Annotated in this window: 13 protein-coding genes; 4 read left to right on the forward strand and 9 right to left on the reverse strand. The window is 41.8% G+C overall.

Annotated elements, in window-relative coordinates:
• Nucleotides 1–177: 177 nt before the first annotated feature.
• The 3 genes from GP480_RS02560 to GP480_RS02570 all read right to left on the reverse strand — a co-directional run bounded on the left by GP480_RS02560 (nt 178) and on the right by GP480_RS02570 (nt 5,604).
• A complete protein-coding gene (locus tag GP480_RS02560; protein ID WP_160095601.1) occupies nt 178–3,174 on the reverse strand; it encodes a hypothetical protein in 2,997 nt (998 codons plus the stop codon).
• Nucleotides 3,175–3,697: 523 nt separating this feature from the next.
• The gene (nuoE, locus tag GP480_RS02565; protein WP_160095603.1) at nt 3,698–4,216 is read right to left on the reverse strand and encodes an NADH-quinone oxidoreductase subunit NuoE; all 519 of its coding nucleotides are present in this window, start codon (nt 4,214–4,216) and stop codon (nt 3,698–3,700) included.
• 11 nt (nt 4,217–4,227) lie between these two features.
• Nucleotides 4,228–5,604, reverse strand: a complete 1,377-nt coding sequence (locus GP480_RS02570) for an ABC1 kinase family protein (protein ID WP_160095605.1) — start codon at nt 5,602–5,604, stop codon at nt 4,228–4,230.
• Nucleotides 5,605–5,870: 266 nt separating this feature from the next.
• Between GP480_RS02570 and GP480_RS02575 the strand changes: the two genes are divergently transcribed.
• The 3 genes from GP480_RS02575 to GP480_RS02585 all read left to right on the forward strand — a co-directional run bounded on the left by GP480_RS02575 (nt 5,871) and on the right by GP480_RS02585 (nt 7,853).
• Nucleotides 5,871–6,449 (forward strand): hypothetical protein, encoded by a 579-nt coding sequence (locus GP480_RS02575; protein WP_160095607.1) that lies wholly within the window; start codon nt 5,871–5,873, stop codon nt 6,447–6,449.
• Nucleotides 6,450–6,778: 329 nt separating this feature from the next.
• Nucleotides 6,779–7,075 carry an HU family DNA-binding protein gene (locus tag GP480_RS02580; RefSeq protein WP_160095609.1) on the forward strand — a complete coding sequence of 99 codons (297 nt, stop codon included), beginning with the start codon at nt 6,779–6,781 and terminating at the stop codon, nt 7,073–7,075.
• 40 nt (nt 7,076–7,115) lie between these two features.
• Nucleotides 7,116–7,853 (forward strand): YebC/PmpR family DNA-binding transcriptional regulator, encoded by a 738-nt coding sequence (locus GP480_RS02585; RefSeq protein ID WP_160095611.1) that lies wholly within the window; start codon nt 7,116–7,118, stop codon nt 7,851–7,853.
• Nucleotides 7,854–8,002: 149 nt separating this feature from the next.
• On the opposite strand, the gene groL is transcribed toward GP480_RS02585, so the two are convergent.
• From groL to GP480_RS02605, 4 genes are all read right to left on the reverse strand, one after another.
• Nucleotides 8,003–9,649: a chaperonin GroEL gene (gene groL / locus GP480_RS02590; protein ID WP_067979729.1), complete on the reverse strand. Its 1,647-nt coding sequence runs from the start codon at nt 9,647–9,649 to the stop codon at nt 8,003–8,005.
• Nucleotides 9,649–9,945: a co-chaperone GroES gene (locus GP480_RS02595; RefSeq protein WP_015816477.1), complete on the reverse strand. Its 297-nt coding sequence runs from the start codon at nt 9,943–9,945 to the stop codon at nt 9,649–9,651. The genes groL and GP480_RS02595 overlap by 1 nt, the downstream gene beginning before the upstream one ends.
• A 162-nt stretch (nt 9,946–10,107) precedes the next feature.
• Nucleotides 10,108–11,004, reverse strand: a complete 897-nt coding sequence (locus GP480_RS02600) for a DNA polymerase III subunit delta (protein ID WP_237111304.1) — start codon at nt 11,002–11,004, stop codon at nt 10,108–10,110.
• Nucleotides 11,005–11,036: 32 nt separating this feature from the next.
• A complete protein-coding gene (locus GP480_RS02605; protein WP_237111305.1) occupies nt 11,037–12,800 on the reverse strand; it encodes a SurA N-terminal domain-containing protein in 1,764 nt (587 codons plus the stop codon).
• Nucleotides 12,801–12,805: 5 nt separating this feature from the next.
• On the opposite strand from GP480_RS02605, the gene GP480_RS02610 reads away from it, so the two are divergent.
• A complete protein-coding gene (locus GP480_RS02610) occupies nt 12,806–13,984 on the forward strand; it encodes a CCA tRNA nucleotidyltransferase (protein WP_160095615.1) in 1,179 nt (392 codons plus the stop codon).
• Nucleotides 13,985–14,016: 32 nt separating this feature from the next.
• Here GP480_RS02610 and GP480_RS02615 read toward each other — a convergent pair whose 3' ends face one another.
• A complete protein-coding gene (locus GP480_RS02615) occupies nt 14,017–14,220 on the reverse strand; it encodes a hypothetical protein (RefSeq protein ID WP_160095617.1) in 204 nt (67 codons plus the stop codon).
• Nucleotides 14,221–14,224: 4 nt separating this feature from the next.
• On the reverse strand, nt 14,225–15,118 hold the full coding sequence (locus tag GP480_RS02620; protein ID WP_160095619.1) for a hypothetical protein: 894 nt from the start codon (nt 15,116–15,118) through the stop codon (nt 14,225–14,227).
• Between the last annotated feature and the right edge of the window lie 290 nt (nt 15,119–15,408).

Genomic DNA, 15,408 nt, shown 5'->3' on the forward strand with positions numbered 1-15,408 from the left:
GAGGTACGCTACAAGAAAACAAAAATTTAACAAATACCCTCATGTCAACAACAGCGTAAAAAATTCCACTAAAAACTGCAATTCTTGCAAACAAATGGTCTGACAACTTAAAAGCACAAAGTCAAACCAAGCATTAGCTGTGGTAATGAAACAACATTATGCCACTACCTAAACATGTCAAAGACTTAGGTGTACTTCTGAACCTTTTTGAGGAGTGATCGATACAGAGTCTAAAACCAAAGTGCTGCCTAAATCACCGTGAGCACTAGCGGCTTTTCCAGCACCAAAAGGAACTGATAATGGAATAGATGAACTAACTCCATACCTAGAACAATCAAGACAGTTAAATACCACAGCTGATACAATTGAGAAGAGAACCCCAACAAAAATACAAAGTCTCTCTACGCACAGTCTCTGTGAAGCATCAGATATCGTTAATAAATCTCCTGCGACTAACCTCAGCATCGCTACAATAGCCGCCGCACAAAATGCGAGCCCAGGGATTAAGGCATAAAAAACAGCACGACAAAAGTCCCGCGATTTTAACTGCCCAGAACAATCACCACTTCGCCTACAAGTTTGAGTAAAAGCAGCTCCAAGAACGATTATCCCACCACAAAGCATAATTATTGAGAGCACTCCACTAAAGCTAAAGGTTTTCACCCCAGTGATTCCAACAGATGCAAGGGCACCCAAAATTATTCCTAAAATGACAAAGATACGGAAGAGACTTCTGGCTCCAAACAGCGAGGTTACTTTTCCTGCAACAGCACTAACATCAACAACCGCATCAACAATTTCACGCATACCATTGGCTGCTGTATTAAAATGCTTTTCCTTGATGCGGCTTACTGAATACTCAAAAGTAAGCACTTGTGCGCGAGCAGCAGACACCGCACCAGAAATATCTGCACTTGTGCTCCCAGGATTTTCTAGTATATCAACTAGCAAATAAACAGCACTTAAACTATTGATAGGCCGATTAGCACTCTCAGGTAAACCACCAAATAGATTACTAAAAGCATCTGCAAGAACAGCTTCTGCAACACTCCGTGAGTCACCACTGACCATAATGCCACTCTCTCGCCTCATCTGAGCGCAGGATTTAACGACACTTGGACTAGCTGCAGCAGCCGCAACCTTAACAAGTACGCCACTAGCAATCTTTTGCATCGTACCAAGCACTTTTTTAAGTGACGCAACTGTTCGTACAGGACTTTCCTCTGATCCCAATATGACAGAGTATAGCGTGCCAGCACAATCGACCAGATCCTCCACGAACTCGTTTGTACCAAGGGCTTCATTTGCAGCCTGTAGCACGCTACCAGCACTAGCAACCACTCTACGCACCCCACCGGTAATATCACCGATATCCTCAGGAATTCCATTTATAGCTGCCTGCCGCTCCCGCGTCCTTGCTATGCATCCCTGAACCTGTTCTTTGGTTTGCGAATTGCATATCCCAGCTGCAGCTTCGCTTGCAGCTTCCAAATCACCTGTACTACATGCCTCCAATACAGCTCTAAGTGAACCAGCATCACCTGCATTGCGTTGATCATTTATAAGACGCTTCATAGTCTGCAAATCCTGAGGTGAAAGCCCTGCTCCAAATACAGCAGCAGCAGCACCAACGACATCAGAAGCACCAGTCGCAAGACTAGACACGTTGCTAATGGCACATGTAATATCTCCAGGAATTCCATTTATAGCTGCCTGCCGCTCCCGCGTCCTTGCTATGCATCCCTGAACCCGTGCTTTGGTTTGCGGATCGAAGATCCCACTTGCAGCTTCGCTTGCAGCTTCCAAATCACCTGTACTACATGCCTCCAATACAGCTCTAAGTGAACCAGCATCAGCTGCATTGCGTTGATCATTTATAAGACGCTTCATAGTCTGCAAATCCTGAGGTGAAAGCCCTGCTCCAAATACAGCAGCAGCAGCACCAACGACATCAGAAGCACCAGTCGCAAGACTAGACACGTTGCTAATGGCACATGTAATATCTCCAGGAATTCCATTTATAGCTGCCTGCCGCTCCCGCGTCCTTGCTATGCATCCCTGAACCTGTTCTTTGGTTTGCGAATTGCATATCCCAGCTGCAGCTTCGCTTGCAGCTTCCAAATCACCTGTACTACATGCCTCCAATACAGCTCTAAGTGAACCAGCATCACCTGCATTGCGTTGATCATTTATAAGACGCTTCATAGTCTGCAAATCCTGAGGTGAAAGCCCTGCTCCAAATACAGCAGCAGCAGCACCAACGACATCAGAAGCACCAGTCGCAAGACTAGACACGTTGCTAATGGCACATGTAATATCTCCAGGAATTCCATTTATAGCTGCCTGCCGCTCCCGCGTCCTTGCTATGCATCCCTGAACCCGTGCTTTGGTTTGCGGATCGAAGATCCCACTTGCAGCTTCGCTTGCAGCTTCCAAATCACCTGTACTACATGCCTCCAATACAGCTCTAAGTGAACCAGCATCAGCTGCATTGCGTTGATCATTTATAAGACCATTTATAATCTGCAAATCCTGAGGTGAAAGCCCTGCTCCAAATACAGAAGAAACAACACTAACTAAAGCAGAAGTAGCAGTCGCAAGATCAACACAATCACTTCCCAGATTGCCTAGGACATTAGCACTACTTCTGACTACGGGATAGCAGCTTAATGCCCAGACACACCTATTACATCTAGCCACGTACTCAACAAGCTGCTCCGATGTTACTCTGCCCACCTCCCTACTTCGAAGAATATCGGTAATATTGTAGAGATACGAAGACAGAACAGTAGCCAAAGAAACCGCTTTCTTATCCTTAGTACGCTCAGTATCCTCACCACCGGAAGGAGTAGCAGCCGGAGCACGCCCTGGAACTCTTGCATAAGGATCCATAAGAAGTATGGCTGCATTAAGTAACTCCACAGCAGCTTTGTAATTAGCAGCACCCCTGTCCTTCTTAGCAACTTGCTGATCGTCAGAACTCTTTTCATTCGCAGCAGCGTTCAGATGCAATGCAGCCTGCTGAAGCTTTAGAACTATACCTTCAACAACAACCTCAGGCAAAGATGAATTTTCGGTAAACGCTGCTAAAAGTGCCGCTGCGAACCCTGGGGAAACGATAGCCTGAAGTACCTGATGACCTTCGGCAAACGTATTCTTAATACCACTTAACACTTATTTCTCCTACGTATAATAAAAACTCTATATATGGGAAAACAAAAACATTCTTTTGTGCAGAAGGCTCAGTTAAACTAGCTGCTACAGAATTATCAACGGAACCGTTACTAAATCCACTGCCACCATAACCAAGAAACTCGCTACCTAGGGACGAAGACTCAGCATTATCAGTAAAAGATGCACAACCACACGCAGCAACAGAGGTTCTATTTTCTTTTCAGGAAAAAAGTAAGAACGGACGCGCGCCAAGGGCTCGTGCTTCTTGTTCAAGCTATGCCCCCAAACTGTTACACAGTTACCACATCAGTTCATAATAACAAGAGTATTATTCCGGTAGTATATCCCATCCACACCACATTCTGCAAAGAATATAATTATTCAAAAACCGGGACAACTTAAGCAAATCCCACTGATAAGTCTAAGCTTTGTTCAATTAAATTCACCTAACCTAGAAAACCATACCAGGCTTTCATTATAACATTAAACAATTAATAAATCACCAGGATTTCAAGATAATCGGTTATTTGAGCCTGGATAGAAGGTCAAGAAAAGACTTTTCGTCCAAATTTTCAAAATAGTCGTCGTTAATTTGTACGACTGGGGCATTAACACAGGCACCGAGACACTCTACTTCATCTAAAGAAAATTTATTGTCATCGGTTGTATGACCTACTTTGATCCCTAATTCTCGTTTCGCAGCTTCGGTTAAACAATCCGAACCTTTCAACCAACATGGCGTAGTCCTGCAGACCCGTATAGTATGCTTCCCAACTGGGGCAGTATTGAACATACTGTAGAAAGATGCCACTTCATATACTTTAATAGCTGGTAGTCCAAGTAGTTGCGCAACGTGATCCATTGCAGCGATAGGAATCCAGTTTTCATGCTGTTTTTGCACAAGGTGTAGCAACGGAAGAACAGCACTCCTCTTACACGATGCAGGATATTTAGCAAGGATCCTAGCTACTTCTTGTGAATTCTCGTCACTAAACCAAAATTTGTCCGGTTGAATTGATGTGTGAGCAATACGTTTTTTCATGAAAAGCAAAACTAAAAAAACCTGCAAGCAAGTATGACAAATAAATTGATAACTGAAGCAAGGCAGACCCAGAAAAATACCTCATGCCGTAAGGCAGCAATTGCACGATACTTGCCCCTCTTATTGTCCTCGAATGACTCTTTTAAAACAACCGCTATCTTATGGAGTTTTTCCCTAATTACAACTGTCGGGCACATCCTATCTTTATACCACTTCCTTATCATCGGCCCTATTATTCGCCATACGTTTATTTCTGGATCAAGTTCCGCACAATTTGCCTCGAGAAAAATTAAATTCTTTTGCATTAGAATGAGGTTTGGGTTGATCGTAATCCGAAAATCCCTGGAGAGCTTTAAGAAATCACCAAGAAGACGGGATAGGGAGATCTCCTTCAACGGCTTATCTACTATAGGCTCTGCGAGAGCACGACACGCAGAAGCAAAATCTGTTTGGGATCTGTCCACGTATCCAGACGAATAGTGTAATTCTGCCACGCGGTCATAGTCTCTTTCTAAGAATCCTTTAATCAGTTCCAAGATATAAACTTTTGTCTGTTCATCAATCCTTCCAATTATTCCAAAGTCCACTAATCCAACTTTGTGCCCAGAAACGAGGAATATATTTCCCAGATGCATATCACCGTGGAAGAAACCATTTACATAAACCTGGATGAAAAATGTCTCAACAAGTCTTCGTGCAAACTGTGGATCACGCAGCTTACAGTGCGTAAGTGGTATGCCATCAAGCCAAGACATGGTAAGAATTTCATTGGTTGTCAGACCCCAATAAACTTCGGGTATCACAACTGTTTTGTTTGCACGAAGCTTATCCTTCATCTCCGACAATGCAGCTGCCTCCATTTTGAGGTCCAGCTCATTTTTTGTAGAAGCGGAAAACCTCTTCAAAATTGGGATAAGGTTGAAACGTTTTGGGAGAAAAAATGATAAAGTATACACAATCGAAAACGCGATTTTGATGTCGCGCCTAAAAATCTTTTTTACTCCTGGTTTCAGAATCTTTACAGCCACAACTTCACCTGATAGCGTGATCGCCTTGTGCACTTGCGCAATCGATGCAGACGCAATTGGCTTTTCATCCATCCACTTGAAGAGCTCATTTATTCTTTTCGAGAATTCTTTCTCTATAGACGCTTTTATTTCCGCGTAGGAAATTGGTTTCACGTTATCACACAGCTTCCTCAATTCAGTAGATAAATCAGAGCAGATAAAATCGCCCATACTGGAAAAAAACTGCCCAAATTTTATAAATGCTGGACCCATCTTCTCCACTTCAGACACAAGAACAGAATAATTTTTCCTGTATAAGAGCTCGAAATACGCGTAAAAGATAAAGTACGTTATTCTCAATATCCTAAAGAACAAATACATGCACAAACAATTTTTCTACTAAGTACAAGACCAAAAGGAAGTAAGTGCAATTTCAAGCAACTTAGGGGTTAAGATCAGACCGCTAACCTAACCCAACACTCAGCACCAAATAATACCAGGCACAATTCCCAATCCAAAGAGGGTGGAAAGCAGGTAAAAAATACATATACCAGGAAGTCTCTAAGATTGAAACATCATTGCTCTTATCATTTTAGACTTATATACTTTCGATGTAACATTCCCTTGTTCCACATAGTCCCGCAGCAATGAAAAAAGCGCTTTGCGTATTATTTTTCCTCTTCGTGCCCTTTCTCACTTTAGCTGACGGTACCCCGACTAAGATACAAACTTTTGAGCGCTGGACTTTCTACAACCAAGTTGAGGATGGAAAAACCATGTGTTTTATTGCTTCCGAACCATTCTTTATTGCAGGACACCAAACCGATCATGGGGCTTCGTATCTCTGGGTAAAACATATTACTGCAAACATCGACGAAGTCAGTATTACTTCTGGTTATGAGTATGGAAACAGTCCACTACCTCAGCTCGCAACTTACAGGAAAAGAGATGAATTTTTAAAGCACAAACAGGCAATGATAAACAGCGCAAGAACGGGTAATTGCAACAAAGGAAAACCATCCGACATATATATCTTCGACCTGATCGAAGGTGAAAGAGCCTGGTTTAGGAAAGTCGAAAACGATGAAAATGCCGTGCGCTCGATGAATGGAGATCTTTACGCAGTCGTGATAGCAAAGTCGAGCCAAAATGGTTGTTCGCTTAACTTTTATTCACTGCGAGGTTTCGCAAAAGCATATTCAGAAATGAAAAAAAACTGTAGCTAGAATCTTTTTCTAGACCCACACTGCTTGTACTGAAAAGATATGCTGGCAGTGCGTCCTGAGGCCACATGGAAGATTAATATGTCAATGTTTTGTACATTCCCTACGGCAGCATCCTTCTGTGGCTGTACATTGCTAAAGGTGATGAAGGAATTTCAGTTAGTTTTCTTTGTAAGAGAAACGATCCCAAAGAAGAAAAAGATTTATTAATTGTAAAATCCTTAACGCACAACTCAAAATTTCCTGAAGTTGCGCCTCGACATTCCCATTTCCTCTTGATTTCTTTGGGTTTATGTCATAATCTGCAGTTTTGATTGTTTCGAGAGCTTTTGATGACCAAAGAAGTAGTGAAAAATGTTGACTTGATCAACGTTGTTGCTGAAGGTGCTTCGATTTCTAAAGGCCATGCCAAGCGTGCTATAAACACCTTGTATGAGTATATATATGAGTCGCTCAAAAACAAGAAGTCTGTTAGAATCCCGAAAGTTGGAACTCTCTCAGTGGTTAAGAAAAAGGCCACAACTTACTGTGATCCTAAGACCAAGCAAATGGTAAGACAGGCTGAAACTGAAAGGGTAAAATTCACTATAAGCAGTGTTGTGAAAGGTGATCTTAGGTCGGGAAGTTAATTTTAGCGATTTTGCGTCGAGGTGGTGTTTTCTCTGATTTATGGCTGGTCACTCTCAGTATGCCAACATAAAGCATAGGAAAAATGCTCAAGATGCAAAGCGTGCGAGAAAATTCACCAAATTGAGGAGGGAGATTCTCGTTGCAGCGCGTTCTGGCCTTCCGGATCCTGAGTTTAACCCTCGTTTGAGGTCTGCTCTTGCGAATGCACGGCGTTGTGGTCTTCCTAAGGACAAAATCGAGTCTGCAATCAGGAGTTCAGCTGACAAAACAGAAGGAGATTATCAGGAGGTGTGCTATATGGCCGCCGGGTCTGGTGCTGTCTGGCCTAGTGGTTTTGCCGTTGTAGTCACTGCGTTGACGGATAATAAAAACAGAACTGCGTCGAATATCAAGCATATCTTTTCTAAATCTGGTTTGGTCTTAGCCGACGTTTCCTTCATGTTTGAGAATTTTGGAGTTTTTTCGTACCCGAAATCTACAGATCTCGACACACTAATGGAAGTCGCTCTTGAAGCTGGCGCGTTAGATGTTAAAACTGGAAAGAATTGCTTTGATATCTATTGTAGCAAGGAGAATTTTGCTGCAACTTCGGCAGAACTGAGAAAAAAGCTCGGAGAGTACGAGCACTCAGGGCTGGTGTGGATTGCAAAAACACACCAAGAAGCATCTCAAGAGGTGCATGCCCGTCTAGAAAAACTAGTGGATACTCTCGAGGAAGACGACGACGTCCAACGTGTTTATACGTCCATACTTACCGAGCAAGAATCGGAGAAATAAGAAACCTCAATCACAAGCAAAAAGGATAGTGAACCCACCTTTAGCAAGGTACCAACAAAAGGAAATCAAGCAGTCAAGTAGAACGTACAAACTGGACGATGCCAAACGCATAAACAGGAGGGATATTCCATATCCCTCCCTACAAGCAATTAAAAACCGCCCATTCCACCCATGCCACCACCAGGCATCATTGAAGAAGAACCGTTATCTTTAGTTGGTAGATCAACTATCAGGGCTTCAGTAGTCACTAGAACACTAGCAACAGAGACAGCACTCTCCAAGGCGACACGCACTACCTTAGCTGGATCTATAATGCCCGCCTTGAAAGCATCTACATACTTGAGCTCGCGTGCATCGAAGATCTTATTAGGATCTTTTGATTCCAAAAGATTATAGGTGATCACAGAAGCATCTTCACCGGCATTTTCAACAATCTGAGAGATAGGTGCCTTGAGCGCAGCTTTCACGATGTTAATACCAGCTTGTTCATCATCATCATCAGAAGAGAGCTTTTCCAGAACAGCGATTGCACTGAGCAATGTAGCACCACCACCAGGGACTATACCTTCCTCAACTGCAGCACGTGTAGCATGTAGAGCATCTTCCACACGATCTTTACGTTCTTTAACCTCAACTTCTGTAGCACCACCGACTTTGAGAACAGCAACACCTCCAGCAAGTTTAGCAAGTCTTTCTTGAAGCTTCTCCTTGTCGTAATCGGAAGTAGTCTTTTCTATCTGCGTCTTGATCTGCTTAACCCGCGCTTCGATAGCTGCTTTTTCACCTCCACCGTCCACTATAGTCGTGGAGTCCTTAGATATGATAATGCTCTTTGCAGTACCAAGATCTTCTACTGTAAGGCTCTCCACAGTTACGCCCAAATCATCACTCACTAGCGTTCTAGCACCAGTAAGTATTCTAATGTCTTCGAGCATCTCAGACCTACGATCACCGAAGCCTGGAGCTTTAACAGCACAAGCCTTTAAACTACCTCTCATCTTGCTAAGAACAAGAGAAGTAAGAGCTTCCCCCTCAACGTCCTCAGCAATTATGACGACCGCTCTATTCGAACGAACGATTGTCTCCAAAAGAGAAACCATTGGTTGTATGCTGGAAAGCTTTTTATTCGCAAGAAGAACATAAGGATTGTCAAATTCAACAATCATTTTCTCCGGATTTGTTATAAAGTAAGGGGAAACGTATCCTCTATCGAAGACCATACCTTGGACAACAGAGACAGAAAACTCATCTAGCCCTTTGCCCTCCTCGACAGTAATAACCCCTTCTTTACCAACTTTATTCATAGCTTCAGCAATCTTATTGCCGATTTCACTATTGCCGTTAGCAGAAATTGAACCAACTTGTGCTATCTCCTCTTCCGAATTTATTTTCTTGGCAACTGATTGAATATACTTAACAACCTCGTCGCGTGCACGTTTCATACCGGATTTAAGCTTCATCCGGGATCTTTGAGCAGCGATATGTTTATGAGCATTTTTGATCATGTTGCCTACCAAGATAGTAGCAGTGGTAGTTCCATCTCCGGCCTTTTCATTTGCCTGTGAGGTAGCTTGATTTAACAACTCGACTATTTTTGCCACCTTCTCGTCTTCCGGTTTAAGCTGATTGATTACCTTATAACCATCCTTAGTTACTTCTGGGCCACCATAGGACTTACTCATTATTACTGGTCTACCTTCAGGCCCAAGTGTGACACCAGCACTGGACACAACCAAGTCAGCTGCATCACGAATAACTTTTTGCAACTGCTCACCACTTATTACTTCGTTTGCCATTATTTACCCTCCTTAATAGCAATAATATCAGTTTCCTTCATCACTACGTATTCAACACCGTCATGCTCCACTTCGCTGCCCGCCCATTTCCTATAAAGGACAACATCTCCCTCTTTGACACACATAGGATCAAGAGTGCCGTTCGAATTCTTTGCACCTGCTCCGACAGCCACGACAAGACCCATCGTTGGTTTCTTCTTTGCTGAATCAGGAATATATATTCCACCAGCACCATCCTTCTCTTCATGAGGCCTAATAAGGACCTGATCATGTAACATCTTTAATCCAACTTTCATAAGTATCTTCTCTCCTATCAATCTCGATTAACTATTCTAATGACCTACAGAATCAAATATCGTAATCGCTGTGATATTTTTCAAGACCTACGTTACATGCACAGATGACTTTGCCAAGTTCTATTCTCAGTAGAATGAGTTATTTAGCTATAAACAAACGGGTTATTTCATTTGAGCAAATAAGATTGATAACCCTGCCACAAGGAAGGTGAATCTTCTCTCAGAGAAAAGCTTATATTGAGTCTCTAATTTTGGCAGCGCAAGTAACATTACATTCGCCCTATCCCGATAGGAAAAATTTTTCACTGCCTGATCAATAATCTCTAGGTCATAGAATTGCTTTTTGCGTAAGTTCTGAATAATTTCATTTTTTGGAATACCACGTACGGTACTTGCAACAACATCGAGAACCGCATCACAGTACTTCATCAAACTGCGAATTATTAACATCCCTTCAGTTTCCGAGAACCGAGCTATACTATCGTAAAAGTCATGCACCTCTAGCGCAAAAATACTACGACAAAACTTATTCACCGAAGGCGACGTAGGCTCACATAGAGTAAGCACATCATCTACTGTGATATTACGCGAACCAAAGTAGTGCTTGAACTTTAACATTTCCGCATCTATTGCAAAAACACTTCTCTTTAGGTGTTGAACAAAAACCCTGACTGCCTCTTCAGAGAAATTCAAACGATATTTGCTTGAATAATATGTAATCAACTCTCCTAGTGTTGCATCCGAAAATGATATCTTTACCAAATCATCCCTTTGTGGACAAATCTTGAAGCCGTCTCGAGAATATAGGCAAAGATAATTCTCTATCTTTCCTATCTTTGATAGAGGAAGTCTCGGATCATCATAGGTGAAAAATATCCTTCCAAAACAAGAGGGAGAGTGTAACTTCTCCAACAAAAGTGCATGTGAACAGTCCTTGCCATAAACACGTTCTACCAATAACTGCCCGCTCTTCCTGAAGATTTCCTGTATTTCCTTGACATAGGCCAAATAAATCAACTCGAGCTGACCCTCAAAAAGGAAAATCCGCTTTGAAGCCAAATCGCTAGATAGGAAAGTGGTTATACCACACATTACAAAAGGTCTTTTACGAGATCCGAATTTACCTTTACCTTGAACTGCTTCATCGCAGCTTGGGTTAATTCACTTAGGATCGAAAACCCAATCTCTTCATGCAGTTTAGCCTCAATTTCCGCAACTGTTGACTCATCTAGCTCAGGATTTCTATTACCTAGAACCTTGCCACAGAAAAATTCCTCATCCGATTCAAAAACTTTCGTTGTGCCTCCAGAATCAGTCTGAAATACTTCTGCTATGAATTCATCAGGATAGTGGTAACTCAGCTTTTTGCGCTTCGCAACCTCTGGTTGGTATAGAAGCACTTTTTCTGTTCTTTCGCCGTTTTCCCGCCGTTTTTGTAGAAGTTCAAGTGCAACCTGCATTTGCCTTTTTTTAGACAATGCTTTTATCACTTTGCCCCTAACTTTATTGAAAGGTTGCTTAGCCACTGGTTCAATAGAAGTAACACGAAACAGTATAAACTCATTTCTACTAGTTACAGTCTCCCCTACAGTCCCTTCGTCACTTGCAAAAACTCGCTCTAATAGCTCCTCACTGACTTCAACTTTCCTCCCCTCCTTATCCAAGAAAAGTCGACACACATGGGGAAGGTAATCTATTTCACCCCCATATTTTTCCACTATTGCTTTCCAATCTTCACCTGAATGAACCTCACTTCTTATTTCATCGATTATTTGGTTTAGTTTACTCAAACGCATGAACTTTCGGAGCTCATCGAAATTTTTCTCCTTCTCCCCGGGAGAAACCGAAACTATTTTCACGACTGTATAAACGTAGAACTTGCCCATATACTTCGCAATGAACCACTTATTCCCGTCCCATTGAATATTCTTCGGTAGAAAAGCTGGTAAATCTGCCTTGACTACACCTTCTACGTGCGTTAGGTCGTTTGCATAAAACTCCGGATTTGCAGCGACGGATTTTTTCATGCGCTCCGCTTCATCACGTGAATCGAGCTCTACGTAATTAACATAATACCTTTTACCTAGTTGCAAATCATCAAAATTTTTCTGCACATCTTCATCTGCTATCTCGATCAACTCGGGCTTTACAGTGCTCTCTGAAATAAGAACATACTCGGCAGCTCTGTACTCATCACTGAAAAACTTGTCCTTATTTTCTTCATAAAAAGATACGAGCTCACTCTCAGTCGCTACAGGAGGAGCAGGCAACTCATTTTTGTTAACTTTCGTAACACTGACTTCCCTCAATCCATATTCAAAATTGTAAAAAAGTTCGGCTAACTTCCCATACTCACCTTGAATGTGAAAAAACGGCCCAAAAACAAAATCTTTGCCTATCTCACGCTTCACTTTCTTTATATATTCTCTCTCCGTAAGATCGTTACGATCAAGAAAATCATCAAGTTTAGCACGATCAAATTTTCCATTTTCATTAAAAGCAGGATTTTTCTTGATCTTTTCAATTGCGATTGAAGTATCAATATGGAGACCCATCTGCTTAAAAAGTTGTTCTATAACCTTATCTTGGATCAGGGTTGTGAGAACAATTCTACCAACTCCAATATCTTTAAGCTGCTTATCTGTGAGACCAAAGCCAAACATACTTTGGAAATACCGCTCGTGCTTCTTGTACTCAGAAACAAAATCGTCAACCGAGATCTTCTCCGCTCCAACCGAAACTACTACGTCAGACCTGCTGCTCATAATAGACGCGTTTATTGCAGTAACCAACAGTGCTAGAATCAAAAGTATGAGGATTAGCCATTTCGGAGAAAAAAACTTCTTTATTCGCATAGTCAATGAAGGTCGAAACAAGCTGGACTGAGGACCCAAAGACCCTCGTCCAAATAATACGTAATAATGGCGGAGAAGCAAGATTTGTTGGTGGATGCGTAAGAGACCAGCTCTTAGGAAGAAAAATTAGCGATATTGATCTAGCTACAACTCTCAAACCAGAAGAGACAATTAGGGCACTCAAAACAAACGGATTAGTAACAATTCCCACTGGGCTTAAGCACGGGACCCTCACCGTTCTGATCAATTCGAGACCGATTGAGATAACAACGCTAAGACAGGATCTACACTGCGATGGACGTCACGCGACAGTTTCATTCACAGATAACTGGAAAAATGATGCTCAAAGACGTGATTTCACGTTCAACGCAATGTACATGGACATTGAAGGTAATATCCATGATTATTTTTCCGGGTTAGAAGATTTACGGAACAGACGATTAAAATTCGTTGGAGAACCTCATCAACGCATCAAAGAAGATTATCTACGCATACTGAGGGCATTTCGTTTCCAAGCATCCATTTGTGAGACACCGCTATCAGAGGAAATTCTTCATGCTTGTACAAAGCATAGAAAAAATATTTCTTCACTTTCGGGTGAGAGAATCCAAGGAGAAATGTTTAAGCTACTTTCCTATACGGACTTTCTTAGCACAGTTTTCACAATGCAGGAAGCAAAAATAATAGACGAAGTTCTCAGTGCAAAAGTGTCCTTCTCAAGATTAGATTGTGAAAAAAGTCGGCTTATACAGGATCATATCGCGGCTTTGGCGCTACTAATAAGGAATACAGAGAGTCGCTACAATCTAGAATGGCTGTACTCTCGATGGAAGATCTCAAAAAAGGTATATCAAGCTATTTCAATTCTTTTAGAAGAAAAAGAAATGCACTGCCCAAAAAAGACCCTGGCAAAACTTGGTAATGAACTCACAAGAAAATTAATCAAAATTCTGCACACAGAAAATAAACTGACCAGCATGCAACATAATGATTTTATGTCGGTCATAAATAATTCTGAAACTCCAATTTTCCCGATAATGGGCAGGGATCTTATACCACTGGGTTATACCGGACCCGAGATAGGAAAAAAATTGAAGCAATTAGAATACCTATGGAGAGAGAGTAGTTGCACTCTTTCTAAAGACGCGCTCCTTTTGATGGCAATCAAGAAACAAGCAAACTAATCCCGTCTTTTCAGATAACAAACTGAAAAATCTTACCTACCCTTGAGATTAAAAAGAGCGAAATCCAGCGAGTCTACCACACTAAAGCGCCAATTACAGTAGAATGCACTAGCATTCCCCACTCGACTAGAGATACGTTTACTCGACACAGGGTGAAAGGCCCAAGAACACTTTCCTACGTGTTTATAAACAACAAACGAGATATAACCTCCGATAGAACCGATATCTGCAATCATGCACTCACCTACCCCGCTCACTTTCCTTAGATTTCCTATCAACAAAAGGTGTGAATCCAGCACTGACGTTATTCCCAACACTGAGATTTGAGGCTTTCTCAGTAAAAATACCAAGACTATTATTAACGTTGGCTAAGGTAAGCAATCCCTGAGACTTATTTGGCACTCTTGTTGCAAGTCGTCCGAAATTTTCCCCCCTAACCAGATTAATAATGGATTCAAATTGAGTAGCAATAAATGATCGAATTTTACCGACAGAAAGACTTGCATCACCGGAGATTCCTTGAGCATTCAATCTCAATAAAACGGCTGAACTAACAACACCAGCCCTAACAAGATCTTTAAGTGAAACTTGCCCCTCCCTCCCGTATATCTTCGCGCTTCGGGCATTTGATTCTATACTTTCACCAGCCCTACGTCTTGGATCCATCCTCGCTGCAATCATGCAAATGAGCAATTTCTTTAAAATTTCCTTTGCATCTTGCTTCTGCTTTCTTTCAGATAGCTTTGCAAACAAATCGGTTCCAAGTTCTTCTTCAAGTTTCTCTTCTACTTCCTGTTCTTCTTTCTTTTCCTCTTCTTGTTCTTTTTCTCTAATTTTAAGCTTGTCCCTCTCTCTTGTATCTGAAGAATTGAGATTCTCGACAATATACTGGACATCTTCTTCAAATAATTCCTTTCCAATTGGCAGAATCCTTTCCTTACCAACAAGCATAACTATCTCCTCGATAGTACATAGGGGAAGACCAGCTATTTTGGCAATCTTCTTTTGTTGTTTGTAAAAGTACTTGTAGAGTTCTTGATAGTATCTAGAATCGGCACCATCGAAACTTGCTAGCGCTTCTCTGATGGCACGCTTTATCTCCTCAACAATTTCTTCAGCTACTTTCTTTTCCACAAAAACGAGAAACCGATCTACAATATATATGGTAAAAGAAGTAAAAAAATTGCAATACCCACGCGATAGCACTAAACCTGCTACGCAGAAGGAACCTAAAGTAGAGCACTACAACAGTGCTTCACAAACCGCCCTAGAAAGAACACACAGACCCACGAAGCTGGAGGCAGACTTACTGGAAAGGCTGCATTACAAGAGTAAATAAGTGATCACAGACAAACGAAGGAACTCAATAAGACAACAAAAACACCACCCACAAAGCAGAGGTAAACCGAGCTATCGTCTGACTA

This window comes from Neorickettsia findlayensis, from assembly GCF_009856525.1.
Classification (GTDB): Bacteria; Pseudomonadota; Alphaproteobacteria; order Rickettsiales; family Anaplasmataceae; genus Neorickettsia; species Neorickettsia findlayensis.